This window comes from Mesorhizobium sp. B3-1-8 (assembly GCF_006439495.1).
Classification (GTDB): Bacteria; Pseudomonadota; Alphaproteobacteria; order Rhizobiales; family Rhizobiaceae; genus Mesorhizobium.
Genome location: NZ_VFTK01000008.1, coordinates 177,049 through 202,964, shown reverse-complemented (window position 1 = coordinate 202,964; position 25,916 = coordinate 177,049). Strand labels below are relative to the sequence as shown.

Here is a 25,916-nt window from a genome sequence, read left to right as displayed (position 1 = left end):
CCGGTCGCCTTGACCTCGACCAGCACCTCGCCGTCGCGCGGCCCTTCGAGGTCCACCTCCATGATCTCAAGCGGCTTTCCGGCGGCAACGGCAACGGCGGCACGCGTTTTCATGAGGCACTCCTCCCAAGGCAGTCTGTAAGTTTTAGCTAACGGCAAGCTGTTCGTGGCGAATGGCAGCCTGCCATCCGTTCGGCGTCACGGGCAAGCTTAGCGAGTTCCGCGCTGGCGGCCAACGTCTGTTGCGACGTTTTTCGCCGCGGTTCCTGCAATCGGTGCCAGCCGTGGGAGCCGGCCCGCGGGCACTTGAGGCGGGCCGGAATTGTCCATAGAACAGGACCGCTTCGCCGGAGGAACGACATCCGAATGTTCAAGAAAATCCTGATCGCCAATCGCGGCGAGATCGCCTGCCGTGTGATCAAGACGGCGCGAAAGATGGGGATCGCCACCGTCGCGGTCTATTCGGACGCCGACCGCGATGCCGTGCATATCGAAATGGCCGACGAAGCGGTGCATATCGGACCTTCGCCGGCGGCACAGAGCTATCTGGTCCCTGAGAAGATCATCTCCGCCTGCAAGGAGACCGGCGCGGAAGCCGTGCATCCGGGCTACGGCTTCCTGTCGGAGCGCGCCTCCTTCTGCGAAGCGCTGGAGAAGGAAGGCATCGTTTTCATCGGACCGAAGCCCAAGGCCATCAAGGCGATGGGCGACAAGATCGAATCGAAGAAGTTCGCCAGCGAGGCCAAGGTCTCGACCGTGCCTGGATGGCTGGGCGTCATCGAAGACGCCGACCATGCCGAACGGATCGCCGGCGAGATCGGCTATCCGGTCATGATCAAGGCCTCCGCCGGCGGTGGCGGCAAGGGCATGCGCATCGCCTGGAGCAAGGCGGAGGTGCGCGACGGTTTCGACCGGGCGCGTTCGGAAGCGAAAAGCTCCTTTGGCGACGACCGCGTCTTCATCGAGAAGTTCGTTGTCGATCCGCGCCATATCGAGATTCAGGTGCTGGCCGACGCGCATGGCACGGCGCTCTATCTCGGCGAGCGCGAATGTTCCATCCAGCGCCGCAACCAGAAAGTGGTCGAAGAGGCGCCGTCGCCATTCCTCGATGCCAAGACCAGAAAGGCGATGGGCGAGCAGGCGGTGGCACTGGCCAAGGCCGTCGACTACCAGAGCGCCGGCACGGTCGAGTTCATCGTCGACAAGGACAAGAACTTCTATTTCCTTGAAATGAATACGCGATTGCAGGTCGAGCACCCGGTGACCGAGCTCGTGACCGGCATCGACCTGGTCGAACAGATGATCCGCGTCGCCGCCGGCGAGAAGCTCGACATCAAGCAGAGCGACGTGAAGCTCAACGGCTGGGCGGTGGAAAGCCGCCTTTACGCTGAGGATCCTTTCCGCAACTTCCTGCCCTCGATCGGCCGGCTGACCCGTTACCGGCCGCCGGAGGAGGGCACGTTCGGCGATGTCGTGGTCCGCAACGATACCGGCGTCGCCGAAGGGTCGGAAATCTCAATGTTCTACGACCCCATGGTGGCCAAGCTCTGCACCTGGGCGCCGACCAGGCTTGAGGCGATCGACGCCATGTCGGAGGCGCTGGACAGTTTCGTCGTCGACGGCATCGAACACAACATCCCTTTCCTTTCGGCGCTGATGCAGCACCCGCGCTGGCGCGAGGGGAGGCTGTCGACCGGCTTCATCGCGGAGGAATATCCGGACGGCTTCGCGCCGGTCGAGCCGGATGGCGGGGAGAGGGCGGTGTTTGCCGCCGTTGCAACCGCGATCGAACTGCTGCGCCGCGACCGGCTCGACCGCCTGAGCGGCCGGCTGGCGCCGCATTCCGGCCATCTCAAGCGCGATTGGGTGGCGAAGATCGACGCTGACTATCTTCCGGTCGAAATCGTCGACGGCATGGTTTCCATCCCGATGGAGGTCGATCTGTCGATCGATGGCGGCAGGCCGCTGACCGTCGCTTCGGAGTGGCGGCCGGGCGACGCGATCTGGCAGGGCACGGTTGGCGGCAAGAACATCGCCGCCCAGATCCGCCCGATGCTGAACGGTTTGCGCATCGCCTGGAAAGGCATGTCGGTGACGGCTCAAGCCATGCTGCCGCGCACCGCGGAGCTCGAAAGGCTGATGCCGGAAAAGCTGCCGCCCGACACCTCGAAGATGCTGCTCTGCCCGATGCCTGGGCTCGTCGTTTCGATCGCCGTGGCCGAGGGCCAGGAGGTCAAGTCCGGCGAGACGCTGGCCGTGGTCGAGGCCATGAAAATGGAGAACGTGCTGCGCGCCGAACGCGACCTCACAATTGCCAAGCTCAACGCCAAGCCGGGCGACAGCCTGGCGGTCGATGCGGTGATCATGGAGTTCGCCTGAGACGAGGCGATACGGGGCCGCAAGCCTTTGGTCTGTGGGTGGATTGTGCTGGACTGGCATGGCCCCGTCCGGGACAATACATTTGCATGGATTTGAGTCTTTGGGACGGCGCGAAAAAATATGGCGGATGAACGACTTCCTCGCGACCCGTTGCAGCGCGAAGCTGCCGTGAAGGCCGCGCGGCCGGAAGCGCCGGCGCGGACCTTCATCCATCTGCGCGTGCATTCGGCCTATTCGCTGCTGGAAGGCGCCTTGCAGCTTGGCGCGATCGTCGGCCATGCCGTCAAGGACGAGGCGCCGGCGATCGCGGTCACCGACACCAACAATTTGTTCGGGGCACTCGAATTCGCCCAGAAGGCGGTCAAGGACGGCATCCAGCCGATCATCGGCTGCCAGGTCGATCTCGCCTTCTCCGGCGAGGCGAGCGACGGCCAGCGAGACCGCCGCCGGCATGGACCGGAAATGTCGCCTGTCGTGCTGATCGCCGCCAGCGAGGCCGGCTATGCCAATCTCGTGCGGCTGATCAGCAAGGTCTATCTGGAGACGCCGCCCGGCGAGCCGGTGCACTTGACCAGCACGATGCTGGAAGGCAGAAGCGATGGCCTGATCTGCCTCACCGGCGGGCCGCGCGGCCCGATCGGCACCGCTCTGAAGGCCGACCGGCGCGATCTCGCCGAACAGCGGCTGCTCTTCCTCAAAGGCCTGTTCGGCGACAGGCTCTATGTCGAACTGGAACGGGTCGCCGGCTATGACCGCATGGTCGAGAAGTCGACGGTCGACCTTGCCTACACGCATGAACTGCCGCTGGTCGCCACCAACGAGGCGTTCTTCTCCAAGCGCGACGACTATGAGGCGCATGACGCTTTGATCGCCATCGCCGAGGGCTCTGTGGTGGCCGCCGACAACCGCCGGCGGCTCGCCGCGGACAATTTCCTGCGCGGCCAGGCCGACATGGCGCGGCTCTTCTCGGACCTGCCGGAAGCGATCGACAACACGGTCGAGATCGCCATGCGCTGCTCCTACTATCCGAAGAACCGCAGCCCGATCCTGCCGCGCTTCACCGGCGCCGACGCCGCAGACAAGGACGCGGCCGAGAAGGCGGAGGCGGCCGAGCTCGCCCGCCAGGCGCGCGAAGGGCTGGAGGCGCGGCTTGCCGCGCACGGGCCGACGCCCGGCTACACGGTCGAGCAATATCGCGAACGGCTCGAATTCGAGCTTGGCATCATCGAGAAGATGAAGTTCCCGGGCTACTTCCTGATCGTTGCCGACTTCATCAAATGGGCGAAGGCGCAAGGCATTCCGGTCGGGCCGGGCCGCGGTTCGGGCGCCGGCTCGCTGGTCGCTTATTCAACCACCATCACCGACATCGACCCGCTGCGTTTCTCGCTGCTGTTCGAGCGCTTCCTCAATCCGGACCGCGTCTCGATGCCGGACTTCGACATCGACTTCTGCCAGGACCGGCGCGAGGAGGTCATCCGCTACGTCCAGCAGAAATACGGCCGCGACCAGGTCGGGCAGATCATCACCTTCGGTACGCTGCAGGCGCGCGCCGTGCTGCGCGACGTCGGCCGTGTGCTGCAAATGCCCTACGGCCAGGTCGACAAGCTCTCCAAAATGGTGCCGCAGAACCCGGCCAATCCGGTCAAGCTGGCGGATGCCATCGCCAACGAGCCGCGCTTTGCCGAGGAGGCGGAGAAGGAGCCGATCGTGCAGACGCTGCTCGACACGGCGCAGAAGCTCGAAGGCCTCTACCGCCACGCCTCGACGCATGCCGCCGGCATCGTCATCGGCGATAGACCTTTGTCGGAACTGGTGCCGATGTATCGCGATCCGCGCTCGGACATGCCGGTCACCCAGTTCAACATGAAATATGTCGAGCAGGCCGGCCTGGTGAAGTTCGACTTCCTCGGCCTGAAGACGCTGACCGTGCTGGAGACCGCGGTGAAGCTGATCCGCCGGCGCGGCGTCGACATCGATCTCGCGACGATCCCGCTCGACGACCCAGACACCTACGCCATGCTGTCGCGCGGCGAGGTGGTCGGCGTGTTCCAGGTTGAAAGTGCGGGCATGCGCAAGGCGCTGATCGGCATGCGGCCAGACTGCATCGAGGACATCATCGCGCTGGTGGCGCTCTACCGTCCCGGTCCGATGGAGAACATCCCGACCTACAACGCCAGAAAGCACGGCGAGGAGGAGATGGCCTCGATCCATCCCAAGATCGACCATCTGGTGAAGGAGACCCAAGGCGTCATCGTCTACCAGGAACAGGTGATGCAGATCGCGCAGGAGCTGTCCGGCTATTCGCTCGGCGAAGCCGATCTTTTGCGCCGCGCCATGGGCAAGAAGATCCGCGCCGAGATGGACAAGCAGCGCGAGCGCTTTGTCTCCGGCGCGGTCGAGCGCGGCGTCTCAAAGCCGCAGGCCGATTTCATCTTCGACCTCCTGGCCAAGTTCGCCGACTACGGCTTCAACAAGTCGCACGCGGCGGCCTACGCGGTCGTTTCCTACCAGACCGCCTACCTGAAGGCGCATTACCCGGTCGAGTTCCTTGCGGCGTCGATGACGCTCGACATGAGCAACACCGACAAGCTGGCCGATTTCCGCCAGGACGCCATGCGCCTCGGCATCGAGGTGGTGGCGCCGTCGGTAATGTCGAGTTTCCGTCCCTTCGAGGTCGGCGAAAACAAGATCTTCTATTCCCTTGCGGCGCTGAAGGGCGTCGGTGATGCGGCGGTCGAGCACATCGTCGAGAAGCGTGGCCAGAAGCCGTTCAAGAACCTTGCCGATTTTTGCGAGCGGGTCGATCCGAAGATCGTCGGCAAGCGCGTCTTCGAAAGCCTGATCATGGCAGGCGCGCTCGATTGCTTCGGCCACGACCGCGCGCAGATGATGGCCGGCGTCGAGCGGATGATGGGCCTGGCCTCGCTGGCGCAGCAAAACGCCATCTCCGGCCAGGCCGACATTTTCGGCGCTTCGCTTGGGAGCCAATCGCAGGCGCTCAACCTGCCCGCGACCGATCCGTGGCTTGCCGCGGACCGGCTGCACCGCGAGTTCCAGGTGGTGGGCTTCTACCTCTCGGCCCATCCGCTCGACGAGTACAAGGCGGCGCTCCAGAAGATGCGGGTGCAGAACTGGGCGGAATTCTCGGCTGCGGTCAAACGCGGCGCCGCGGCCGGACGCCTCGCCGGCACGGTCACCTCCAAGCAGGAGCGCAAGACCCGCACCGGAAACAAGATGGGCGTCGTGCAGTTTTCCGACACGACGGGCCAATATGAGGCGGTGCTGTTTTCCGAGGGCCTGGCGCAATATCGCGACATGCTGGAGCCCGGCAGTTCGGTGGTGATTATGGTTGCAGCCGAAGACAGGCCTGAGGGCGTGAACCTGCGCATTAACTCGGTGCAATCACTGGACGACGAGGCCAGCCGCATCCAGAAAGCGCTACGCATTTTTGTCAGAGACGATGGACCATCATCGATCATTCAATCGCAGCTCAAACAGCGTGGCGACAGTCAAGTCAGCATCATCGTTCTCAAGGGAGAGGCGCAGGGCGAGGTTGAGATCGGCTTGGGTAATTATCGCGTCTCGCCGCAAATCGCCTCTGCCATGCGTGCGGTGCAGGGCGTGGTGGAAGTGGAGTTGGTCTAGCTCAGGGCATTGCCGCCTCCGCCTCTGCCACTTGCGGTGTCTTGCGCTGCAGGTTGAGCAAGTTGCCGGCGAGGATCAGGGCGGCGCCGCCGGCGGTGAAGACGTCGATCTGCTCATGATAGAGCAGCCAGCCGACCAGCGCCGTCAGCGGCACGCGCAAAAAATCCATCGGCGAGATGATCGTGGCGTCAGCGTGGGTGAGAGCGCGCGCCAGGCAGAAATGCGACGACATGCCGGTGAAGGCGATGACGAAGATCCACGGCCAGAGCCCTGGCGAAGGGTTGTGCCAGCTATAGAGAGCGGGGATCAAGCCAACCACCGACTGGATGATCAGCATCCAGAAGATGATGCGCACCACGCTTTCGGTTTTGGTCATCGACTTCACCAGCACCATCGAGATGCCGAAGCAGACCGCGGCGCCCAGGACGACGAGGTGGCCGGGGTCCATCGAACCGGCGCTTGGGCGCACGATGACGACCACGCCGATCAGACCAAGCACGATCGCCGTGAGCTTCGACCGGGACAGTCTTTCCCCCAGAAAGCTGACGGCGAGGATCGCTGTCCAGATCGGCGTGGTGAACTCGATCGAGATCAGCACGGCGAGCGGAATGAGCGTCAGCGCGTAGAGCCAGGCGGCCTGGCCGGTATAGTGGATCATGTTGCGGGCGACATGGGCGAACGGACGCTCGGTGCGCATCGCGGCAAAACCGCCGCTCATCATCACCAGCGGCAAAAGGATGAAGAAACCGATCACCGAGCGCAGCTCCAGCACCTGGAAGACGTTGAGCTCGGCTGTCGTTTCGCGACCGGCAACTGACATCGCCAGCATCGAGGCGATTGACAGAGCCATCCAGAACGCGGCTTTTGGGATCGAGGAAGCGGGCGCCATTTGGGGCCCTATCGCAAACCCGGACCCCGGCCGCAACCGTTAGTGGCGTCATTCCACTGGGCCAGCGGATCGGGTGTGAAAAAAACCGTCATCGCCGCGGCGGAACCTGGCGCCTGGGCACCAGTTAAGTCCACGCTTCCATCGGAAGGCTATGATCGCAAGAGGGGACGTCTTGATGAAATCGACTGCTGCTTTGCTGGCCGCCGCCTGTCTTTTCTGCTCGACGGGCGCGCATGCAGACGAGGCGGCTTTCCTGCGCTCGCTGCAGGGAAAGTTCTCCGGCAAGGGAACGGTCAGGATCAGGACGAACACGCCGGTGATGAACATCAATTGCACCTTCACCTCGGACGCGACGGCGGACTCGCTGTCGCTTGACGGCACCTGCCGCGCGCTGCTGATCATGTCGCGGGAAATCCGCGCCGACCTGAAGGTCAGCGGGGAGAGCTACACCGGCAGCTATATCGGCTCGCGCAGCGGGCCTGCCGGGCTCAGCGGAAGCCGCAAGGGCGATGCGATCAACCTCGACATCCATTGGGCGAAAATCGTCAATGGCGACCGCGACGCGGAGCTGACGGTCGAGAAGATCGGGCCGGACAATATGCGCATGACGGTGACCGACATGGATCCGGCAACCGGCAAGATGGTGGTGACGAGCCGGATCGACCTCAAGCGGACCTGACCCCTCAATCCTCCAGCGGCTCGGGCGGATTGGCGGCGCGGCCCTTGCCGAATGTGTAGCCGGTCTCGACGGCTTTCCTGCCGAACTTGTCGCGCAGCGTGTCCATCGCGCCTTCCGCCAGCGCGCGCTTGCGCGACTGCATGTCGACCAGGTCCGGCGGATCGGCCTTTTCGTCGTCAGAGAGGTCGCTGACGCCGATGCCGAGCAGGCGGAATTTTGTTCCGTCGGCCTCGCGGCGCAACAGATCGAGCCCGGTCTGGAAAATGCGGTCGGCCAGGCGGGTCGGGTCACCGAGCTGACGGTTGCGGGTGCGGAGCTTGAAATCCTGCGTCTTCAGCTTCAGCACCACGGTGCGCCCGGCAATGCCTGATTTCTTCAACCGCGCCGAGACCTTTTCCGACAGACCGCGAAGCACCGGCACCAGTTCCGCCAAGGCGGCGATGTCGGTGTCGAAGGTGGTTTCGGCCGAGACGCTCTTGGCATCGCCACCGGGGTCGACCGGGCGATCGTCCTCGCCGCGCGACAGGCGATAGAGCCGGTCGCCCATCACGCCGTAGCGGCGCATCAGGTCGCCGCGCTCCATGCGCTGCAATTGCGCAATCATGCGGATGCCGTCGCGCTCCAGCGTCGCGGCAAGCGCCTTGCCGACGCCCCAGATCATCGTCACCGGCTGCACTGCGAGGAAGCTTGGCGCCTCGGCTTCGCCGATCACCGAAAAACCGCGCGGCTTGCGGAAATCCGAGGCGATCTTGGCCAGGAACTTGCAGTAGGAGAGGCCGGCCGAAACGGTGATGCCGAGCTCCTTTTCCACCGTCTGCGCGAAGCGCGCCAGCACCAGCGCCGGCGGCATGCCGTGCAGCCGCTCGGTGCCAGCCAGGTCGACAAAGGCCTCGTCGATCGACAGCGGCTCGACCTGCGGCGTCAGCGCCAGCATCAACGCGCGGACCTCGCGCCCGACGCCGACATATTTTTCCATGTCGGGCGGGATCACCACCGCTTCGGGGCACAGTTCGAGCGCCTTGAACATCGGCATGGCCGAGCGCACGCCCTGGATGCGGGCGATGTAGCAGGCAGTGGAGACGACGCCGCGCCGGCCGCCGCCGACGATCACTGGCCTGTCCTTCAGTGCCGGGTTGTCGCGCTTTTCGATCGCCGCGTAGAAGGCGTCGCAGTCGATATGGGCGATCTTGAGCCGGTAGAGCTCGGCGTGGCGGACAAGGCGCGGGCTGCCGCAGCGGTCGCAGCGACGCGTCTCGGAGCGCTGGAAAGCCAGGCAGTCACGGCAAAAACCGTGTTCGGGATTGTTGACAGGAGCCGCCATCGCTGCGAACATAAAGAGAACAGATGCAATGGTACGACAGCGCAAGGCTGGCAACAAGCTTGGCCTGGGGAGAACGCATGAGCACGACCATAGCACCGCTGACCCCCGAGCGCTGGCCCGATTTCGAGGACCTCTTCGGCAAGCAGGGCGCCTGTTACGGCTGCTGGTGCACGCATTTCCGGCTGGCGCCGGCGCAACGGCGCGCCAGCGACAAAGAGCGCAACAAGGATCTCATCAAGGCGCGAATCGAAACGGGCCCACCGCCGGGGCTTTTGGCGCTCGAGGACGGCAAGGCCGTCGGCTGGATGCAGATCGGGCCGCGCGCCGACGTGCCCGAATGGAACAACCAGGGCAGGGGCTCGGCGCCGGTCGATCCGGCCGATGCCGGCGATCCGGACGTGTGGGCGATCTCGTGCTTCTTCATTCGCGTCAAGGCGAGGGGAAGGGGTGTCACGCATCGTCTCGTCGAGGGCGGCATCGCCTTCGCGCGCGAGAACGGCGCGCGGCTGCTGGAAGCCTGCCCGATCGACCTGTCGCGCGATTCGCGCTCGATCGGGCTTTTCGTCGGCTCGTCGCGGGTGTTCGAGAAGGCCGGCTTCCAGAGGCTTGTCGAACGCAAGCCCGGCCGGCCGCTGATGCGGCTGGTGCTTTAGCCGGATGCGCTTTTGGCTTACAGTCGGCGTCTTGCGGCTGTAACGCTTCTTGCCTACCAGAAGCACAATCTTTCCGAGATCACGGAGAACCGACGTGAAGCGTATTTTGCCACTTGCCTTTGCCCTTGCGCTCAGCGCGCCGGCTTTTGCCCAGACCGTCGACAATCAAGGCGCCAAGGAGCTGTCCGACAATCTGGCGCGTTATTTCGGCAAGCAGGCGTTCGACAAGGGCGTGGTCAAGGTTTCGGTCGAGGGCGACGCCTACAAGATCGCGTTTGACGTCAAATCGCTCGTCAATGCGCTGCCGGAGCAGAAGCTCCTCAAATTCGACATGGCGCCATATGCCTTGACGGTGAAGCCGCGTAGCGACGGATACTGGGACGTCTCGTCGAATTTCTCGCAGGGTGCGTCCCTCGAGTTCGATGGGCCGGAAGGCCGTCAGAGCATGGAGTTCACGATCAAGGACGGTAAGCTGACCAGCGTCTACGATCCGGCGCTTGCCGCCTTCACCAACGCCACCAGCTCGTTGGCCGGGATGACCATGACGTCCCGGGAAGCCAAGCAGCAGGCCGATGTCTCGACCGGCGCCGGCACTGCCACCGTTACGGCGACCAAATCCGCCAATGGCGGCGTCGACTTCACGGCCACCCAGAAAGTTTCGGACTTCGTCGAGAAGATCAAGATCGACGATCCCAACAGCGGAATGAATTTCCCGCTCACCTTGAAAACGCCGGAACTTTCAGTGGATGCAAAGGGCAAAGGCGTGCGGACGAAGCCACTGCTCGACCTGCTTGCCTTTGCCGTGGCCAACGAGGACGAAGCCAAACTCAAGGCGAACCAGGCTGAGCTCAAATCGCTCATGCTGGCCGCGCTGCCCATCTGGGAAAGGGTCGACGGCAACTACGGCTTCAAGGATTTCGAGGTGGAGAGCCCTGTCGGCAAGTTCGGGGCCGCGCAATTCAGCACCGCATTCGGCATGGACGGCGTCTCCCAGAACGGCAAGGTCGATTACACGATCAAGGCCTCCGGGCTGACGATCCCGCACCAGACGCTGCCTGAATGGACGGTGCCGCTGTTGCCGACGGACATCGACCTGAACTTCGGCGGCGCGAATATCGATCTCGATACGATGGCCAGGAAGACGATCGAAGCCTTTGATCTCAATAAGAATCCGCCGCTGCCGGATGAATTCGGCAAGGCCCTGGTCAACGATTTCAAGGCCAAGAAGCCCAAAGTCGTGTTCAAGCACTCGACGGTGAAGAATGGCGATATCGAAGTCGCCATGGAAGGCGAGGTGTTTTTCCCGGATAGCAAGAAGCCAGATGGGAGCGTGACCATCGACATCGGCGGCTACGAAAAGATCGTCGACGCCCTGAAGGAAGCGGCCAAGAGCGATGAGCAGATGGCGCAAGCCTTCCCATTTGCGCTGGCCGTCAAGGGATTTGGCAAGACACTGCCGGATGGCCGCCTGGAGTGGGTGATCGACACGAAAGCCGACGGCTCGGTCAAGGTCAACGGCGCCATGCTGAAGGGGCCGGATGCCGCCCAGGACGACAGCGCGGGTCAGGACGGCTCGGGTGGTGATGACGGCTCGAACGGAACCGACAATTCGAGTGGGGGCGACGATACGGATGGCGGCGACAATGGCGGGGCCGGAGCGAAGCTGCAGCCCTGAGCGCTTGGGTTAAAGCCCGAGAGCGCTGGCGATTTTTGGCGCCGCATCCCGCCAGTCCTCGACCGAGATGATGTCTTCCGGCGTTGGCGGCAAGAAGGCGCGCAGCGCGTTGTCGGCCATCAAATGGAAGAGGTGGGCATCCGCGACGGAATTGCGCGCCGAGATCAGGTTGGAGGGCTGGTCGTCGACGAAGGCGACGGGCCGGCCCTTGACGCCGCGCAGTTTCGCGATTGCCGGTCCCTTGGCCATTTCCGTCGTCAGCAGCGGATAATTGAGCCCCAGCGCATCGAGATGCGCGCGGCGCACGTCGCGGTGCTTGTGCGGCATGGCGGTCAGCATGACGATCTCGGCGCTTCGGCCGAGCATCGCCAGCGCATCCGCGGCGCCGTCGGCGATGCTTTGCCAATCCGCCTGGGCATCGAAGAATTCACCCAGGAGCGCCGTCACCTCGGGTTGCTCGATCAGCCGGCCGGTTGCCGTCTCGGCGATGTTGCCGGTCAATCGGAAGGAAGCCAGCGTCAGGCCGAAACCGCGCGACTTCAGGTAGTGCGGAAACGGCCGGATGAATTCCAGCACGACGTCGTCGACGTCGAGCACCAGCAGCGGCCGGTCATCGGCGGCAAGTTCTTCGATCTGCCGCGCCGTCTCGGGATCGTCGCTCATGTCGAACGCTCGTGGTCGTCGTTGCCGAGCGGAAGCGCGCGCAGCGCCTTGCCGACGGCGGCCGGCGGTGTACCGGTCTCCTCGGCGAAGCGCAGCAGCGTCGGCTCGTGGGCGAGGATGAACTGCAGAACGCCGGCAAGGAAGCCGGGCTCGGCTGCGGCTTTGCGGATCGACTGCACGTCGATGCCGGTGATCGCCAGGAAGCGGGGCAGAAGTTCGGGATCTGCGGCGACGAAGCCCAGAGCCCTGACGGCAATGGTTTCCGCTTCCTCGCGCATTGACGCTGCGTTCGCCATCATTACCTTTGGAATGGTGGATTTTTTCGAGTCTCCTTCCGCAGTAACGGCAAGCGTCGCTTGCGGCAAGCCTCCGCTCTTTCCCGTACAACGTCCGAAGGTGGAATTGGTGCAGCTTTCCAACCTCCGGTTTCCGTTTCGTCAATCATATTGGGCTAGAGTGGAAAAGGGTTGGGTGCGGTCCGAAGGGGACGCATTGCGACGGCCTTCGGTTTCGAGGGCGGTCGGGACGGGAAACTGATGGCTAAGAAGGTCATGATCGTCGAGGACAATGAGCTTAACATGAAGCTCTTTCGGGACCTCATCGAAGCCAGCGGTTACGAGACGGTTCGCACGCGTAACGGGCTGGAGGCGCTGGATCTCGCGCGCCAGCACCGGCCGGACCTGATCCTGATGGACATCCAGTTGCCCGAAGTCTCCGGCCTGGAAGTGACGAAATGGCTGAAGGAAGACGACGAGTTGCATTCGATCCCGGTCATCGCCGTCACCGCCTTCGCCATGAAGGGCGATGAGGAGCGCATCCGCCAGGGCGGCTGCGAGGCCTATATCTCCAAGCCGATCTCGGTGCCGCGCTTCATCGAGACGATCAAATCCTACCTGGGCGACGCCTGATGCCCGAGACCAGCAGAGCCGGAGTTTGTTGAGATGACCGCGCGGATCCTCGTCGTCGACGATATCCCCGCCAATGTGCGGCTGCTGGAGGTTCGGCTGCTTGCCGAGTATTTCGAGGTGCTGACGGCCAGCAACGGCCTGGATGCGATCGAGACCTGCGAGAATGGCAAGGTCGACGTGGTGCTGCTCGATGTCATGATGCCGGACATGGACGGGTTCGAGGTCTGCAAGCGCCTGAAGAGCGATCCGGCGACCTCGCATATCCCCGTCGTCATGATCACCGCGCTCGACCAGGTGTCGGACCGGGTGCGCGGCCTCGAGGCGGGCGCGGACGATTTCCTGACCAAGCCGGTCAACGACCTGCAACTGATGACGCGCGTGAAGAGCCTGGTCAGGCTGAAGTCGCTGACCGACGAATTACGGCTGCGCGCCTCGACGACGCGCAATATCGGCATCGAAGAGCTTCTGAGCCGCGATTTCGCGACCGAGGACGCCAAGCCGAGGGTGCTGCTTGTCGACGAGCGCAAATCTTCCGTCGAACGCATCCAGAAGATGCTGCGCAACAGCGCCGAGCTGGATGTCGCGACCGATCCGAATGCCGGGTTCTTCCAGGCGGCCGAGGTGGCGTATGAATGTGTGCTGGTGTCGACCGCCTTCTCGAATTTCGATGCGCTGAGGCTCTGCTCGCAGCTGCGTTCGCTCGACCGCACCCGCTTCCTGCCGATCATGCTGCTCGCCGACGAGGGCGAGGAGGGCCGCATCCTGCGCGGGCTGGAACTCGGCATCAACGACTACCTGATCCGGCCGATCGACCAGCACGAGCTGACAGCGAGGCTGCGCACGCAGGTGCGGCGCAAGCGCTACAACGACCAATTGCGGGCCAGCGTCGCCCAGACGATCGAGATGGCGGTGATCGACGGGCTGACCGGGCTACACAACCGGCGCTACCTCGACAGCCATCTGCAGACGCTCTTCGACCGCGCCGTGGCTCGGCGGCGGCCACTGTCGGTGATGATCACCGATCTCGATCGCTTCAAGTCGATCAACGACACCCATGGCCATGACGGCGGTGACGACGTGCTGCGCGAGTTCGCCCGGCGGCTGCGCAAGAATGTGCGCGGCATCGATCTCGCCTGCCGCTTCGGCGGCGAGGAGTTCGTCGTGGTGATGCCGGACACCGACGGCGCCGTCGCCGAGAAGGTCGCCGAGCGCATCCGCGCCGAGATCGCGCAGGCGCCTTTCGCGATCGGCAACGACGGGAAGATGATCGAGGTCACGGTCAGCGTCGGGGTGTCGTCGGTCCTGAAAGGGACGGACAGCGTCGCCGCGCTGATGAAGCGCGCCGACCTGGCGCTCTACGAGGCCAAAAGCGGCGGCCGCAACCGGGTGGTCGCCAAGGCCGCCTAGGCTGTGTTGATATTCAGGTGATGCCGGCCTGCGAACGATGGTTTCCTGCGCTTCCGGTGCTCACGTACTTTAAGTACGCTCCGCTCCGGTTCTCGGAAACCAACGTTCTCGGCTCGGCCTGACCTGAATCTCAACACATCCCAAAAACGCGTCGCGATCTTTCACACCCAGCACGCGCCTGTCTTTGTCCCGAAACCGGTTTCCACTCTCGGGAGACATGCTCGGCAAAAAGGCGACGATTCTCGGCCGTCCCAACAGGGTTACGAATTTACCTTAACCCAAGCGATTCGCGAGCGGTGGTTAAGAAATGGTTGATTTTTATAAGGTCTTGCGCAAATCTGCGATGCATAGACAGAAGCCGAGGCCGGCGCGAGGGTAGACGAGCCGGCTCGATCCAAAAAATACCCCATGATGCTCAGGTCCGCCGCATCTCCTGGGTCCGTGGGGTCGGCCGGCCGGCGCTGGCGCATAGTGGCCTCCTCGTACCGCTGCCAAACGCCGACCGGCCCCCTTTTCTCAAAAACCGACATCGGAAGCTTGCGCAGACAGTCGCGCAGGCTCCCCAGCCGTTCGGTCTTTCCGTCTGCCGGGAAACCGTGTCGGACTTTTCCTGGAATTGCTCCAAAACAAAAACGCCGCCCGAGGGGCGGCGTTTTGATTTCTCGGGATAACCAGATTACTTGATCTTGGTTTCCTTGAACTCGACGTGCTTCTTGGCGACCGGGTCGTACTTGCGGAACGAGAGCTTGTCCGTCTTGGTACGGCTGTTCTTGCTGGTGACGTAGAAGAACCCGGTGTCGGCGGTCGACAGAAGCTTGATCTTGATGTTTGCGGCTTTGGCCATGATTTTCGTCCGTTAATGTTCGTGGAGTTTTGGCCGCTGGAGCACGGGGAAAACACCCGGACGCGGGAAACTTGGCGCGACACATAAAGAACGCGCCCGGAAAGTCAAGCCCGGGCGCCTTCCCTGCCCCATTTGGGCATGGCCGATCTCGCCGCTTCAGGCGTTCTCGCCAATCCGCTGAGCCGTTTTTTTCCAGTCGCCCGTGGTGTTCCACCAGCGGTTGGGATTGGCATGGTCGTCAAGACCCTTGGAACGGCTGGCGAGCAGCGGTTGGATGCGGATGACGGGCTCCTGATAGGAGTGGGCCTGGAATATCGCCTCGACGACACGAGCGGCGAGCGGCTGGTCGTCGGCGATTTCGAACGACACTTCAACGGTGCCGGGCCGCCGGCGCAATTCCGTCTCGGCGCCCGCGGCGGCGCCCTCGAGCGGCCGATAGCGCTCGACGCCTTGCGCCGACTGATAGGCGTTGCTGTCATATTTGCCCATGCGCAGCGGCGTGATCGCCACCACCGCCTCCATGATGCGCTCGACATCGGCGGCCGGCGCCTGGAATGTGACGAGCAGAAGCAGTTCCATCCTGAGGGATTTGGTTTCAAAGCCGCTGTCGACCATCGCAATTCTCCTACTTCGCGCTGGAGACAGGGTATAGCAGGGGTGCTGCTGACACGGTGATGTCAGGATGCCCGACGCTGCAGCGGCATTTGCCTACAGAATCTTGCGCACCAGCCTGACCAGGATCAGAGCCATGTAGGCAGCGAAGAAAAAGGCCAGCGACCAGCCGAAGCCGGATGGGCCGAAGGCATCCATGCCGATGCCGATCGCCTGCGGACCCAGCACCATGCCGACGCCGTAGCAAAGCACGAAGGCAGCATTGGCGGATGCCAGTTCGTGGCCGGACAGCTGCGAGCCGAGATGGGCAAGGCCGATCGTGTACATGGCGGCGACGACGCCGCCCCAGACGAATAGGAGGGCCGCCATCAGATGCCAGTTCTGTGCGAAGAACGGCATGAAGACCGTTCCGATGAGGCCGACCGTGGCGCAGGCCAGCAGCAGGTAGCGCCGGTCGGAAACGCGGTCGCTGATCATGCCGATCGGGATCTGCAGAAGCACATTGCCGAGCCCGATCATTGTCAGGAGCAGCGCGGCGTCGGCTTCCGAATAGCCGATACGGCTGCCATAGACGGGGAAGAGCGAGAAACCGCCGGTCTCGACGGCGCCGAAAACAAGCACGGCGAAGGTCGCGGTCGGCACCAGCCAGATATAGCGCAGGAAGTGGCTGGTCTCGCTGTCGGCGACGATGGTCGGACTCTCGTTGCGGGCCGCCAGCACCGGAATAGCGGCAAGCGTCACCAGCACTATGGTGACGCCGAACGGCAGGAAGCCCGTGCTGCCGAGATGGGCGAACAGCCAGGGTCCGGCGGCAAAGCCGAGCGACAGCACGGTGGCGTAGATGCCAAGCACAAGGCCGCGCCGGTTCGGCGGGGCGGAGGTGCTGATCCAGAATTCCGACAGGATGAACAGCACCGTCAGCGAGATGTGCAGGGCGACGCGGAGCGGAAACCACATCCAGAAATCCGGCGCGAAATGGAAGCCGACAAAGGCGAGCGCGCCGATGGCAATCATCAACAGCATGGTCCAGGCGACGCCGAGCCGCATGGCAAGCGGGGTGGCGAGCGGCGCGCCGGCAATCGAGGCGAGACCGGCGACGGCCGTGTTGAGGCCGATCATCGAAGCGGAATGGCCGCGGCTTTCCAGAATGACACTGAGCAGCGGCATGCCGAGGCCGATGGCGATGCCGACGACGCTGATCGAGGAGATCGCCGCGATCATCGGCAGCCAGTGTACGCGTTCGTCGCCCTGTTCTTGGGTATCGACCGTCATGGGATCAAAATGCTCTGCTTCTAAAGGACTTCGCGGACGAAGCGGTTGCGGACGAGCCGGAAGAACGGCACGGCGCCCCCCGGCCGCAGCAAGGGATCGTCGGCAAGCCGACTTTCCAGTTCTTCCAGGATCATGCCGGTAATGTCGGGGATGTCGGCCTTGCGGGCGTCGGCAAGCGGCAGCCAGACGAGTTCTTCGAGCTCGTTGGTCGGGCCGCCGCCGGGCAATTCCACGGCAACGTCGTGGCGCCAGGCGCTGAAGAAACGCGTATCGAAACGGCGCACGCGATTGGGCGGAGTGATGGCGCGGGCGATGAAGCGGAGCACGTCCAGCGAGGGGACCACGCCATGTTCGGCGAAACCCTGCCAGTCGCGCTTTGCGGTCGAGAAGGCGCCCTTGCGGCCGATAAGCAGGCCGGCTTCCTCATAGGTCTCGCGAATCGCCGACAGGGCGATTGCGCGCGCCCGCGCGGCGCTCGCGCGGCCGGGGCCTGAGACCAACCTACTTTCTTCCTCATCGGGCAGAGGGGCGGCGACGGGAATGCGGCTGTCGGCGGGATCGGTGCGGCCGCCGGGGAAGACGAATTTCCCGGGCATGAAGGCGTGCCCGGCATGGCGCCGGCCCATCAGCACCAGAACGTCCTTGCCCCGGCGATCGAGCAGAATGAGGGTCGCGGCATCGCGCGGACGCAGCGCCCGGCCGTTGCGCACGGCCAGGCCCTTATCGAGCTTGTCGACATCCGCCTTGGTCATTCGTTCCATGCGCTCGACCTAGCGGAAACTTCCCGGATGCGAAAGTGGCTTGCGCGTCGCGGCCTTTGCACCAGAGCCGGCAGCGGCGCGACCTGGCTTATCAATGGCTCTCGAATTCGTCTTTCTCGTCGCCGAAGCCGTGCATATAAAGCGCCCATTGCAGGCCGATGACGGCGCCCTTGACCGGCTGCAACAGCACGAGCGCGAGAATGATGGTCAACGGCACCCAGATCAGCGCGTGCTGCCAGGTCGAGAGCGTGGTGGCGGCCTCCACCGCCATGAACGAGCCAACCACGATATGGCCGACGATGACGATGACCAGATAGGCAGGCAGGTCGTCCGCGCGATGGTGGTGCAGTTCCTCGCCGCAGACCTCGCACTTGTCCACGGGCTTCACGAAAGCGTGGAACAGCTTTCCCTTGCCGCAATGCGGGCAGCGGCCGAGCATCCCGCGCTTGATCGCCGTCCACAGCGGACGCGCGACGCGGCCTGAGTGGTGCTCGCCGCCGAAAACCTGTTCTTCCACCCGCAAATCGCCTGGCATCATCTTCTCCTGCCGCGCGGACCGACGCGCGATTGCGACGCGCGGGCGCGGCCTTTGGCCTTGTGGAACGACCGCTTTGAGCCGGGCAGGGGCTTCGGGTCGGTCAGCATCTCGAAACGCATCGCACCGGCCATCGGCGCGACCTCGACCAACCGGACTTCGACGCGGTCGGCAAGCTGATAGCCTTTGCCGGTGCGTTCCCCGAACAGCGATCGGGCGGTTTCGTCATAGATATAGTAGTCGCCGCCCAGAGTTGACACCGGAATAAAGCCGTCCGCGCCGTACTGCGGCAATTGGACAAAGAGCCCCGCCTTGGTGACGCCGGAAATGCGCGCGTCGAACGTGTCGTTGACGCGCTCGGCGAGATAGGCGGCGATCAACCGGTCGACCGTATCGCGCTCGGCGGCCATGGCGCGGCGTTCCGTGGCCGAGATCAGCGCGGCGGCCTCTTCCAGCCTGTCCGCCTCCTGCTGCGTCAAGCCGCCGGGACCCAGACCAAGCGCCGCGATCAATCCGCGGTGCACGATCAGATCGGCATAGCGGCGGATCGGCGAGGTGAAATGCGCGTAGCGCCTGAGGTTGAGGCCGAAATGGCCGATATTCTTCGGCGAATACTCGGCCTGGCTCTGCGAGCGCAGCACCACTTCGTTGACCAGCGCCTCGTTGTCGGCGCCGCGCACCCGCTCCAGGATACCGTTGAACTGGCTGGGTCGCATCTGCGCGCCGCGCGCCAACGATAGGCTGAGCGTTTGCAGGAATTCGCGCAGCGATTCCTGCTTGGCGAGCGACGGCGCGTCATGGATCCGGTAGACGAGGGGCTCTTTCCTGCCCTCCAATGTCTCCGCGGCCGCGACATTGGCCTGGATCATGAACTCTTCGATCAGCTTATGCGCATCGAGTCGCTCCGGCACGGTGACGCGGTCGACCGTGCCGTCGGGCTTCAGCAGGATCTTGCGCTCCGGCAGGTCGAGTTCCAGCGGCTGGCGGGCGTCGCGGCCGCGCTTCAGCACCGCGTAGGCGTCCCAGAGCGGCTTCAGCACGCCATCGAGGATCGGCCGCGTCTTGTCGTCGGGCACGCCGTCGATCGCGGCCTGCGCCTGCGGATAGGAGAGCTTGGCGGCCGACTTCATCATGACGCGGTGGAAGGAGTGCCTGAGCTTGCGGCCTTCCGAGGAGAAGGTCATTCGCACGGCGATGGCCGGCCTGTCCTCGCCTTCGCGCAGCGAGCAGAGGTCGTTCGAGATGCGTTCGGGCAGCATCGGCACGACGCGGTCCGGAAAATAGACCGAATTGCCGCGCTTCAAGGCTTCGCGGTCGAGCGGCGTGCCATAGCGCACATAGGCGGCGACATCGGCGATCGCCACGGTGACGACGACGCCTCCGGGATTCTTCTCGTCCGCATCGGGCGTGGCGAAGACGGCGTCGTCATGGTCCTTCGCGTCGGCCGGATCGATGGTCACCAGCGGCAGGTTGCGCCAATCCTCGCGGTGATCGAGCGTCGCCGGCTTCACCGCTTCGGCCTCGGCAATCACGTCCGCCGGAAAGACATGGGGAATGTCGTGGGCGTGGATGGCGATCATCGAGACAGCCTTCTCGCTGCTCAGCGATCCCAGCACCGCCAGCACTTTCGCCCTGGGCAGTCCGTAACGGGATGCCCGCGCCGGCTCGACCTCGACCAGGTCGCCGTTCTTGGCGCCGTTCTGGAATTCCTTGTCGACGATCAGTTCCGGCTGGCGCCGTTCGACGGGCTCGATGCGCAACGTGCCATCCTTCAGTACGCGGAAGACGCCGAGCACCGCATCGCTGCGCTTCTCGAAGACCTTCATCACCCGCCCGGTATAGGCGGGGCCTGACGGATCGTCGGTGGGGAAGGTCTTGGCAAGCACGCGGTCGCCGATGCCGGGCACCGGGCCGTTGGCGCCGCGCGAAATCCGAATGGCGATGACCGGCGGCGAGCCGTTGCCGGTGTATTCGTTCGGATGCGCCAGAAGCATGCCGTCGTCGTCGCGGCCGAAAATGTCGAGCACCGCGACATGAGGCACGGCGCCCGCGCGGGTGAGGCGCTTGCGCTCCTTGTTGAGGAGGCCCTCGTCCTGCAGGTCGCGCAACAGGTCTTTCAGCCAGATGCGGTCCTCGCCGCGCAGCGCGAAGGCCTTGGCGATCTCGCGCTTGCCGGAGCGGTCGGGATTTTCGGCGATGTAGCGCAGGACCTCGTCACGCGAGGGACGGTAGTCGTCTTTGACCTTGGCCCTGGTGTCGGCGTGGCGCGGATCGCCGTGGCTTCTTCCGGAGATCCTGCGCGCCACGTCCCGCTATCCCTTCTTCGCCGCCCTGCGGAAGGGCTTTTTGCCGCCTCCGCCCTTGGCCTCCCTTTCGGCAATCAGGGTGAGCGCCTCTTCCATCGTCACCGATTGCGGATCCTTGCCCTTGGGCAGCGTCGCATTGACCTTGCCGTAGTTGACATAGGGCCCGTATTTGCCGTCGCGCACGACGATCTTGCCGCCGCCGTCGGGATGGTCGCCAAGCTCCTTGAGCGCCGCGGCGGTGCCGCCATTGCGGCCGCCCTTGCCCTTCTGCTGCTTCTCGGCAATCACCGAGACGGCGCGGTTCAGACCGATCGAGAACACGTCCTCGATGCTTTCCAGATTGGCATAGGTGCCGTCATGCAGCACGAACGGGCCGTAGCGCCCGAGGCCGGCCGAGATCATCTTGCCGGTTTCGGGATGTTTTCCGACGTCACGCGGCAGGGCCAGCAGCGCCAGCGCCTTTTCGTGGTCGATCGACTCGGGCGTCCAGCCCTTGGGCAGGCTCGAGCGCTTGGCCTCCTTGCCTTCGCCACGCTGGATATAGGGCCCGAAACGGCCGCTCCTCAGCGTGATTTCCTCGGCGGTGTAAGGATCCTTGCCGAGCAGCTTGACGCCGTCGTCGCCATTGCCGTTCTCGCCATTGGGGTTGGCGGCGTCGCCGAGCTGGCGGGTGTAGGAACACTCCGGATAATTCGAGCAGCCGACGAAGGCGCCGAACTTGCCGAGTTTCAGCGAAAGGTTGCCTGAGCCGCATTTCGGGCAAATGCGCGGGTTGGAGCCGTCCTCGCGTTCCGGGAAGACAAGCGGCGCCAGTTCTTCGTTGAGCGCATCGAGCACGTCCGTGACGCGCAGTTCCTTGATGTCGTCGACGGCGCCGGAAAAATCCTTCCAGAAGTCGCGCAGCACGTCCTTCCAGGCGAGCTTGCCGTCGGAAATCTCGTCGAGCTTTTCCTCGAGCGAAGCGGTGAAATCATACTCGACATAACGCTCGAAGAAGCTTTCGAGGAAGGCAGAGAGCAGCCGGCCCTTGGCCTGCGGCACCAGCCTGCGCCGGTCGATGGTGACGTAGTCGCGATCCTCGAGCGTCTTCAGGATCGCGGTGTAGGTCGACGGCCGGCCAATGCCCAGCTCTTCCAGCTTTTTGATCAGCGACGCCTCGGAGTAGCGCGGCGGCGGCTCGGTGGTGTGCTGGGTGGCGTTGATCGCCTGACGGGCGAGCTGCTCGCCGGAACGGATCTCGGGCAGACGGCGGCTCTCCTCGTCCTCCGCGTCCTCGTCCTTCTGGTCGGTATAGGCGGCGATGAAGCCGTCGAAGCGGATAACTGAACCGACGGCGCGAAGCTCAGCAGTGCGAGCGCCATTGACCGCCTCGATCTCGACCGTGGTGCGTTCGATCTCGGCCGGCTGCATCTGGCTGGCGATGGCGCGCTTCCAGATCAGCTCATAGAGGCGGGCCTGGTCGGCGTCGAGATACTGCCTGACCGATTGAGGCGTGCGGTTGAAATCGGTCGGGCGGATCGCCTCGTGCGCTTCCTGGGCGTTCTTGGCCTTGGTGGTGTAGTAACGCGGCTTTTCCGGCAGGTATTTCGCGCCGAACTCGCTGACGATGGCGCTGCGGGCAGCCTCGATCGCCTCGGGCGCCATCTGCACGCCGTCGGTTCGCATATAGGTGATGAGGCCGGCGGTCTCGCCGCCGACATCCATGCCTTCATAGAGCTTTTGCGCCACCTGCATGGTGCGCGTGGCCGAGAAGCCGAGCCCGGAGGAGGCGGCCTGCTGCAGCGTCGAGGTGGTGAAGGGCGGGCCGGGATTGCGCTTGGTGGGCTTGGCCTCGACCGACAACGCCTTGAAGGTCGCGCCCTCCAGCATCGCCTTGATGTCGTCGGCCTGAGCCTTGTTGGCGATGTCGAGCTTCTGCAGCTTCTTGCCGGCAAAGGCGGTCAGCCGCGCTTCGAAACTGTCCGTGCGCGGCGTGTCGAGGATGGCAGCGATCTGCCAGTATTCCTCGCGGATGAAGCGTTCGATCTCGGATTCGCGGTCGCAGACCAGGCGCAGCGCCACCGACTGCACGCGGCCGGCCGAGCGGGCGCCCGGCAGCTTGCGCCACAGCACCGGCGAGAGCGTGAAGCCGACGAGATAATCGAGCGCGCGGCGAGCGAGATAGGCGTCGACCAGCGGCGCGTCGATCTGGCGCGGATTGGCCATGGCATCGAGCACCGAGGCCTTGGTGATGGCGTTGAAGACGACGCGGCTGACCGGCTTGTCCTTCAGCGCGCGCTTCTGCTTCAGGACTTCCAGCACATGCCAGGAAATCGCCTCGCCCTCGCGATCCGGGTCGGTGGCGAGGATCAGCCCGTCGGCATCCTTGACCGCCTTGGCGATGTCGGCGAGGCGCTTGCCCGACGCGGTGTCGACCGACCAGGACATGGCGAAGTCCTCGTCGGGCCGCACCGAGCCGTCCTTGGCCGGCAGATCGCGGACATGGCCGAACGAGGCCAGAACCTTATAGTTCTTGCCCAGATATTTGTTGATTGTCTTCGCCTTGGCCGGCGATTCGACGACGACGACGTCCATGAGGTCTCTTGATCAGCTGTGAGGTGGCGGAAGAACTCCGCGATGCACGACGAAATCCCACTCTTTTCGTCGCTCACATGGCCGCGCTTTTGCAATCGGTCAAGGGGAGGCGGGCAATTTGGGAAGCGGCCGCCGGCAATACACTCTTAGAGTGTATGGCAAAGATCACATTTTTGGGGATGGATGCATGCACGCCTCGAACCGGGCGGGCGACCGGTAAAAGACGACCGGCTGCCGGATCAAGGGAGCCGGCAACCGGAGCATTCAACAGCGTTGCCTCAATCTGCCTTGACGACGTGCCAGGCGCCGGCAACGCCTTCGCCGGTCATGTCGCCGGCCTTCTTGTCCTTGACGAAGGTATAGACCGGCTTGCCGTCATAGGCCCACATCTTGCTGCCATCGGTGCGGTCGACGATCGTCCATTCATCGTCGGCCTTGGCGCCGGCCTCGGCCTTCAGCGGCGGCCAGTTGGCGGCGCATTTGTCGTAGCAGCTGGATTTACCCTTCTTGTCCTTGTCGAACGTGTAAAGCGTCATGCCTTTGGCGTCGGTATAGATCTTCTTGCCGCCGACTTCAGCTTCCTTCCATGCTTCGGCGGCATGGGACGCTGCAGTGCCGAGCAGTAGGGCGGCAAACCCGAGTGCGATCGATTTCATGACAATCTCCCTGAGAACGAGCGCACGGCAATCGCGCGCCTATTCCGACAACGCATTGGCGCGGCTATTTCTTCCTTGGCGAAGCGGCGACGTGCCACACAATGGTGATTGGCAGGCGCGCGCCTGCATCGCTATATCGACGCCAGCACAATCGGGACTCATTGGATGGCATTGGACATCGGCTATGTCAGCGCGGTCGGAGCAGGGGCGATCTCTTTCCTGTCGCCTTGTGTGCTGCCGCTGGTGCCGCCCTATCTCTGCTACATGGCCGGCGTTTCGGTCGACGATTTCCGCGGCAACCAAAGCGTAACGGCAAAGGAAGGCGCGCGTGGCGCGCTGCTCTACGCTTCGCTCGCCTTCGTGCTCGGCTTTTCCTCCGTCTTCGTGGCGCTCGGGGCCGGCGCCTCGACCATCGGCCGCCTGCTGCGCGTCTGGCAGGAGCCGCTGGCGATGGCGGCGGGCGTGCTGATCATCATCATGGGCCTCAACTTCCTCGGCATCCTGCGCATTCCGCTCCTGTCGCGCGAGGCGCGCTTCCAGTCGCAGGGCAAGCCTGCCAGCATGATCGCGGCCTATGTCATGGGGCTGGCCTTCGCCTTCGGCTGGACGCCTTGCATCGGCCCGGTGCTGGGGCCGATCCTGACTTTAGCCGGCGGGCGCGAGACCGTTGGCGAGGGCGCGCTGCTGCTTGCCGCCTATTCGCTGGGTCTAGGCATCCCGTTCCTGATCGCGGCGCTGTTTTCCGGTGCCTTCATGCGTTTCCTCGGCAAATTCCGCGTCCATCTCGGCCGTGTGGAAAAGGCGATCGGCGCGCTGCTGGTCGTCGCCGGCGTGTTCTTCCTGACCGGCGGCGTGCAGAGCGCGTCGTATTGGCTGCTGGAGAATTTTCCGGTGCTGGGACGGCTGGGGTAGCGGTCCGGCGCCCGTTTTGTGAGTCGTCAGAAATGAGGCTCGACACGCTGGAAAACGCAAATGGTCTTGAACCCATCAGCAAGCGGCCGGACGAGGACAGCGGTGGGGCGCTGGTCCCGGTTGGAAGGTTGGGCCAGCAAGTAAAGCCGTCCATCGATCCGCTGCGTATCGAAGTGCACGTAGCGCCGGCTTACATTCGGGTAGAGGCGGGGGAGTTGGCCTGATATGACGCTCCATCCCGAGGGCAATTCGTCCGAAAACGTGTCGCCGTCGTCAAGCATACTCTCTTTCAGGACTGTCGATGGATCAGCTGCGAGCGGCGCCAAGAGCATGACATCGCCGTCGAAATAATGATTGGTTCCACTCCAGCGGACAAGCTTGCGACGCACGCCGGGCGAGACCTCGATCGTCGCCACCTTGATGTCGAGATCTTGCTGCGCGGTGTCCGTGGGAAAGACGTTGGCGTTGTCGTTCGTGGAGGTGCTGACGTTCTCAAATCCTTCCTGTCGAAGACGCAGGAATTTTCGACAAAGACGCGGCTCAGTCGTTCCATGCGTCAGCAATATGGTGCCAACCGGTGGCCGGCGACCCGGCGGCGCATATTCGACGCGATCGACCTTGTACCGGTTCAGTTGGAAAGGCTCATCCAGGCAGACAATGGGTCCCTTGTCCGGCGCCTCGTCTCCGACGACATGACAATAGCTAAGCCGATCCGGCCTGATCACCATCCCGATCAGCCAGCGCTTTTTGTCCGTCGCGTAGCTAGGCTTCCACTCTTTGCGCGAAAAAATCTTTCGCTTCGCAATCCAAAGGCTGAAGAAGGCTGGCGGATCGGCGCCGCCCTGACCATACCCAAAAGCCTGGTCTTGCCCATCACGGAGGCGGATCGTCCAGCCATTGACCATGGTGCAATTCGATCGACCCGTGGTAGGCGTCGCCGATAATCCCTGATCGACGCTGGTGGGCAGTCGGCGATACCCGACCGGATCTTCGTCCATCGTCAGGGTAAAGCGGATCAGCGCGACGTTACGGCCGGGTTGGCAAACAACCTCGGCATGCGGAGTGGTGTAATCGGCCCGAGCCGTGCCCGGACAGATCGATATGAAAATGAAAAAAATAAACACGGCGAAAGCTTCAAAGCCGTGGCTCAACATCTGAAGCCTTTCCTTCAGTGCACGCCGGCGCCATAAACGGGGCGACCAGATGAATGATGACGACGGTATCTA

General features: G+C 63.8%; 21 protein-coding genes and 1 pseudogene. 8 read left to right on the top strand and 14 right to left on the bottom strand.

The genetic code is table 11. The annotated features are described in order from the left end of the window. Positions 1-113 (bottom strand): annotated as a pseudogene (locus tag FJ424_RS10345) (S-(hydroxymethyl)glutathione dehydrogenase); the annotation flags it as partial. Between the two features lie 252 nt (positions 114-365). Here FJ424_RS10345 and FJ424_RS10340 point away from each other — a divergent pair. After that, positions 366-2,378, top strand: a complete 2,013-nt coding sequence (locus tag FJ424_RS10340; RefSeq protein ID WP_140651191.1) for an acetyl/propionyl/methylcrotonyl-CoA carboxylase subunit alpha — start codon at positions 366-368, stop codon at positions 2,376-2,378. A gap of 120 nt (positions 2,379-2,498) precedes the next feature. Continuing rightward, a complete protein-coding gene (gene dnaE / locus FJ424_RS10335) occupies positions 2,499-6,023 on the top strand; it encodes a DNA polymerase III subunit alpha (RefSeq protein WP_140651189.1) in 3,525 nt (1,174 codons plus the stop codon). Between the two features lies 1 nt (position 6,024). On the opposite strand, the gene FJ424_RS10330 is transcribed toward dnaE, so the two are convergent. After that, positions 6,025-6,912, bottom strand: a complete 888-nt coding sequence (locus FJ424_RS10330) for a DMT family transporter (RefSeq protein ID WP_140651188.1) — start codon at positions 6,910-6,912, stop codon at positions 6,025-6,027. A gap of 175 nt (positions 6,913-7,087) precedes the next feature. On the opposite strand from FJ424_RS10330, the gene FJ424_RS10325 reads away from it, so the two are divergent. Continuing rightward, positions 7,088-7,591 carry a hypothetical protein gene (locus FJ424_RS10325; protein WP_140646187.1) on the top strand — a complete coding sequence of 168 codons (504 nt, stop codon included), beginning with the start codon at positions 7,088-7,090 and terminating at the stop codon, positions 7,589-7,591. 4 nt (positions 7,592-7,595) lie between these two features. Here the strand turns inward: FJ424_RS10325 and FJ424_RS10320 are convergent, their stop codons facing one another. Beyond that, entirely contained in the window at positions 7,596-8,924 is a 1,329-nt protein-coding gene (locus FJ424_RS10320; protein WP_140651186.1) for a DNA polymerase IV, read from the bottom strand. A gap of 65 nt (positions 8,925-8,989) precedes the next feature. Here FJ424_RS10320 and FJ424_RS10315 point away from each other — a divergent pair, with 65 nt between their 5' ends. Both FJ424_RS10315 and FJ424_RS10310 read left to right on the top strand, forming a co-directional pair. Next, complete coding sequence (locus FJ424_RS10315; RefSeq protein WP_140651184.1) at positions 8,990-9,565, top strand: GNAT family N-acetyltransferase; 576 nt, start codon at positions 8,990-8,992, stop codon at positions 9,563-9,565. A 94-nt stretch (positions 9,566-9,659) separates the two neighbouring features. Beyond that, a complete protein-coding gene (locus FJ424_RS10310; RefSeq protein ID WP_140651182.1) occupies positions 9,660-11,240 on the top strand; it encodes a DUF2125 domain-containing protein in 1,581 nt (526 codons plus the stop codon). 9 nt (positions 11,241-11,249) lie between these two features. On the opposite strand, the gene FJ424_RS10305 is transcribed toward FJ424_RS10310, so the two are convergent. Next, entirely contained in the window at positions 11,250-11,903 is a 654-nt protein-coding gene (locus tag FJ424_RS10305; RefSeq protein WP_140651180.1) for a hypothetical protein, read from the bottom strand. Then, a complete protein-coding gene (locus tag FJ424_RS10300) occupies positions 11,900-12,199 on the bottom strand; it encodes a DUF3572 domain-containing protein (protein ID WP_140646182.1) in 300 nt (99 codons plus the stop codon). The genes FJ424_RS10305 and FJ424_RS10300 overlap by 4 nt, the downstream gene beginning before the upstream one ends. 240 nt (positions 12,200-12,439) lie before the next feature. Between FJ424_RS10300 and FJ424_RS10295 the strand changes: the two genes are divergently transcribed. Together FJ424_RS10295 and FJ424_RS10290 are read left to right on the top strand one after the other, a co-directional pair. Continuing rightward, on the top strand, positions 12,440-12,811 hold the full coding sequence (locus FJ424_RS10295; protein ID WP_027166515.1) for a response regulator: 372 nt from the start codon (positions 12,440-12,442) through the stop codon (positions 12,809-12,811). A gap of 33 nt (positions 12,812-12,844) precedes the next feature. Beyond that, positions 12,845-14,218, top strand: coding sequence for a PleD family two-component system response regulator (locus FJ424_RS10290; protein ID WP_140651179.1), 1,374 nt, complete (start codon positions 12,845-12,847; stop codon positions 14,216-14,218). A gap of 676 nt (positions 14,219-14,894) precedes the next feature. On the opposite strand, the gene rpmG is transcribed toward FJ424_RS10290, so the two are convergent. The 8 genes from rpmG to FJ424_RS10245 form a co-directional block, all read right to left on the bottom strand. Further along, the gene (gene rpmG, locus FJ424_RS10280; RefSeq protein ID WP_006201775.1) at positions 14,895-15,062 is read right to left on the bottom strand and encodes a 50S ribosomal protein L33; all 168 of its coding nucleotides are present in this window, start codon (positions 15,060-15,062) and stop codon (positions 14,895-14,897) included. A gap of 156 nt (positions 15,063-15,218) precedes the next feature. After that, positions 15,219-15,677: a hypothetical protein gene (locus FJ424_RS10275; RefSeq protein ID WP_140651177.1), complete on the bottom strand. Its 459-nt coding sequence runs from the start codon at positions 15,675-15,677 to the stop codon at positions 15,219-15,221. A 93-nt stretch (positions 15,678-15,770) separates the two neighbouring features. Then, positions 15,771-16,946 (bottom strand): MFS transporter, encoded by a 1,176-nt coding sequence (locus FJ424_RS10270; RefSeq protein ID WP_140651175.1) that lies wholly within the window; start codon positions 16,944-16,946, stop codon positions 15,771-15,773. Positions 16,947-16,966: 20 nt separating this feature from the next. Further along, positions 16,967-17,707, bottom strand: coding sequence for an NUDIX hydrolase (locus FJ424_RS10265; RefSeq protein WP_140651174.1), 741 nt, complete (start codon positions 17,705-17,707; stop codon positions 16,967-16,969). 91 nt (positions 17,708-17,798) lie between these two features. Continuing rightward, a complete protein-coding gene (locus FJ424_RS10260; protein ID WP_140646176.1) occupies positions 17,799-18,242 on the bottom strand; it encodes a DUF983 domain-containing protein in 444 nt (147 codons plus the stop codon). Next, complete coding sequence (gene rnr, locus FJ424_RS10255) at positions 18,242-20,548, bottom strand: ribonuclease R (RefSeq protein ID WP_140651172.1); 2,307 nt, start codon at positions 20,546-20,548, stop codon at positions 18,242-18,244. The genes FJ424_RS10260 and rnr overlap by 1 nt, the downstream gene beginning before the upstream one ends. A 6-nt stretch (positions 20,549-20,554) precedes the next feature. Further along, on the bottom strand, positions 20,555-23,122 hold the full coding sequence (gene topA, locus FJ424_RS10250) for a type I DNA topoisomerase (RefSeq protein ID WP_140651170.1): 2,568 nt from the start codon (positions 23,120-23,122) through the stop codon (positions 20,555-20,557). Between the two features lie 278 nt (positions 23,123-23,400). Then, positions 23,401-23,778: a hypothetical protein gene (locus FJ424_RS10245; protein WP_140651169.1), complete on the bottom strand. Its 378-nt coding sequence runs from the start codon at positions 23,776-23,778 to the stop codon at positions 23,401-23,403. 165 nt (positions 23,779-23,943) lie between these two features. Between FJ424_RS10245 and FJ424_RS10240 the strand changes: the two genes are divergently transcribed. Continuing rightward, on the top strand, positions 23,944-24,690 hold the full coding sequence (locus tag FJ424_RS10240) for a cytochrome c biogenesis CcdA family protein (protein WP_140651167.1): 747 nt from the start codon (positions 23,944-23,946) through the stop codon (positions 24,688-24,690). A gap of 26 nt (positions 24,691-24,716) precedes the next feature. On the opposite strand, the gene FJ424_RS10235 is transcribed toward FJ424_RS10240, so the two are convergent. Continuing rightward, positions 24,717-25,844: a hypothetical protein gene (locus FJ424_RS10235; RefSeq protein ID WP_140651165.1), complete on the bottom strand. Its 1,128-nt coding sequence runs from the start codon at positions 25,842-25,844 to the stop codon at positions 24,717-24,719. Between the last annotated feature and the right edge of the window lie 72 nt (positions 25,845-25,916).

What these genes read in the sequence shown, in the direction of transcription:
- topA (WP_140651170.1), bottom strand. Translation starts at nt 23,122, where the DNA reads ATGGACGTCGTCGTCGTCGAATCGCCGGCCAAGGCGAAGACAATCAAC.
- FJ424_RS10235 (WP_140651165.1), bottom strand. Translation starts at nt 25,844, where the DNA reads ATGTTGAGCCACGGCTTTGAAGCTTTCGCCGTGTTTATTTTTTTCATT.
- FJ424_RS10270 (WP_140651175.1), bottom strand. Translation starts at nt 16,946, where the DNA reads ATGACGGTCGATACCCAAGAACAGGGCGACGAACGCGTACACTGGCTG.
- FJ424_RS10290 (WP_140651179.1), top strand. Translation starts at nt 12,845, where the DNA reads ATGACCGCGCGGATCCTCGTCGTCGACGATATCCCCGCCAATGTGCGG.
- dnaE (WP_140651189.1), top strand. Translation starts at nt 2,499, where the DNA reads ATGGCGGATGAACGACTTCCTCGCGACCCGTTGCAGCGCGAAGCTGCC.
- FJ424_RS10295 (WP_027166515.1), top strand. Translation starts at nt 12,440, where the DNA reads ATGGCTAAGAAGGTCATGATCGTCGAGGACAATGAGCTTAACATGAAG.
- FJ424_RS10245 (WP_140651169.1), bottom strand. Translation starts at nt 23,778, where the DNA reads ATGAAATCGATCGCACTCGGGTTTGCCGCCCTACTGCTCGGCACTGCA.
- FJ424_RS10260 (WP_140646176.1), bottom strand. Translation starts at nt 18,242, where the DNA reads ATGCCAGGCGATTTGCGGGTGGAAGAACAGGTTTTCGGCGGCGAGCAC.
- FJ424_RS10330 (WP_140651188.1), bottom strand. Translation starts at nt 6,912, where the DNA reads ATGGCGCCCGCTTCCTCGATCCCAAAAGCCGCGTTCTGGATGGCTCTG.
- FJ424_RS10275 (WP_140651177.1), bottom strand. Translation starts at nt 15,677, where the DNA reads ATGGTCGACAGCGGCTTTGAAACCAAATCCCTCAGGATGGAACTGCTT.
- FJ424_RS10305 (WP_140651180.1), bottom strand. Translation starts at nt 11,903, where the DNA reads ATGAGCGACGATCCCGAGACGGCGCGGCAGATCGAAGAACTTGCCGCC.
- FJ424_RS10325 (WP_140646187.1), top strand. Translation starts at nt 7,088, where the DNA reads ATGAAATCGACTGCTGCTTTGCTGGCCGCCGCCTGTCTTTTCTGCTCG.
- FJ424_RS10320 (WP_140651186.1), bottom strand. Translation starts at nt 8,924, where the DNA reads ATGTTCGCAGCGATGGCGGCTCCTGTCAACAATCCCGAACACGGTTTT.
- FJ424_RS10265 (WP_140651174.1), bottom strand. Translation starts at nt 17,707, where the DNA reads ATGGAACGAATGACCAAGGCGGATGTCGACAAGCTCGATAAGGGCCTG.
- FJ424_RS10315 (WP_140651184.1), top strand. Translation starts at nt 8,990, where the DNA reads ATGAGCACGACCATAGCACCGCTGACCCCCGAGCGCTGGCCCGATTTC.
- FJ424_RS10340 (WP_140651191.1), top strand. Translation starts at nt 366, where the DNA reads ATGTTCAAGAAAATCCTGATCGCCAATCGCGGCGAGATCGCCTGCCGT.
- rpmG (WP_006201775.1), bottom strand. Translation starts at nt 15,062, where the DNA reads ATGGCCAAAGCCGCAAACATCAAGATCAAGCTTCTGTCGACCGCCGAC.
- FJ424_RS10240 (WP_140651167.1), top strand. Translation starts at nt 23,944, where the DNA reads ATGGCATTGGACATCGGCTATGTCAGCGCGGTCGGAGCAGGGGCGATC.
- FJ424_RS10300 (WP_140646182.1), bottom strand. Translation starts at nt 12,199, where the DNA reads ATGGCGAACGCAGCGTCAATGCGCGAGGAAGCGGAAACCATTGCCGTC.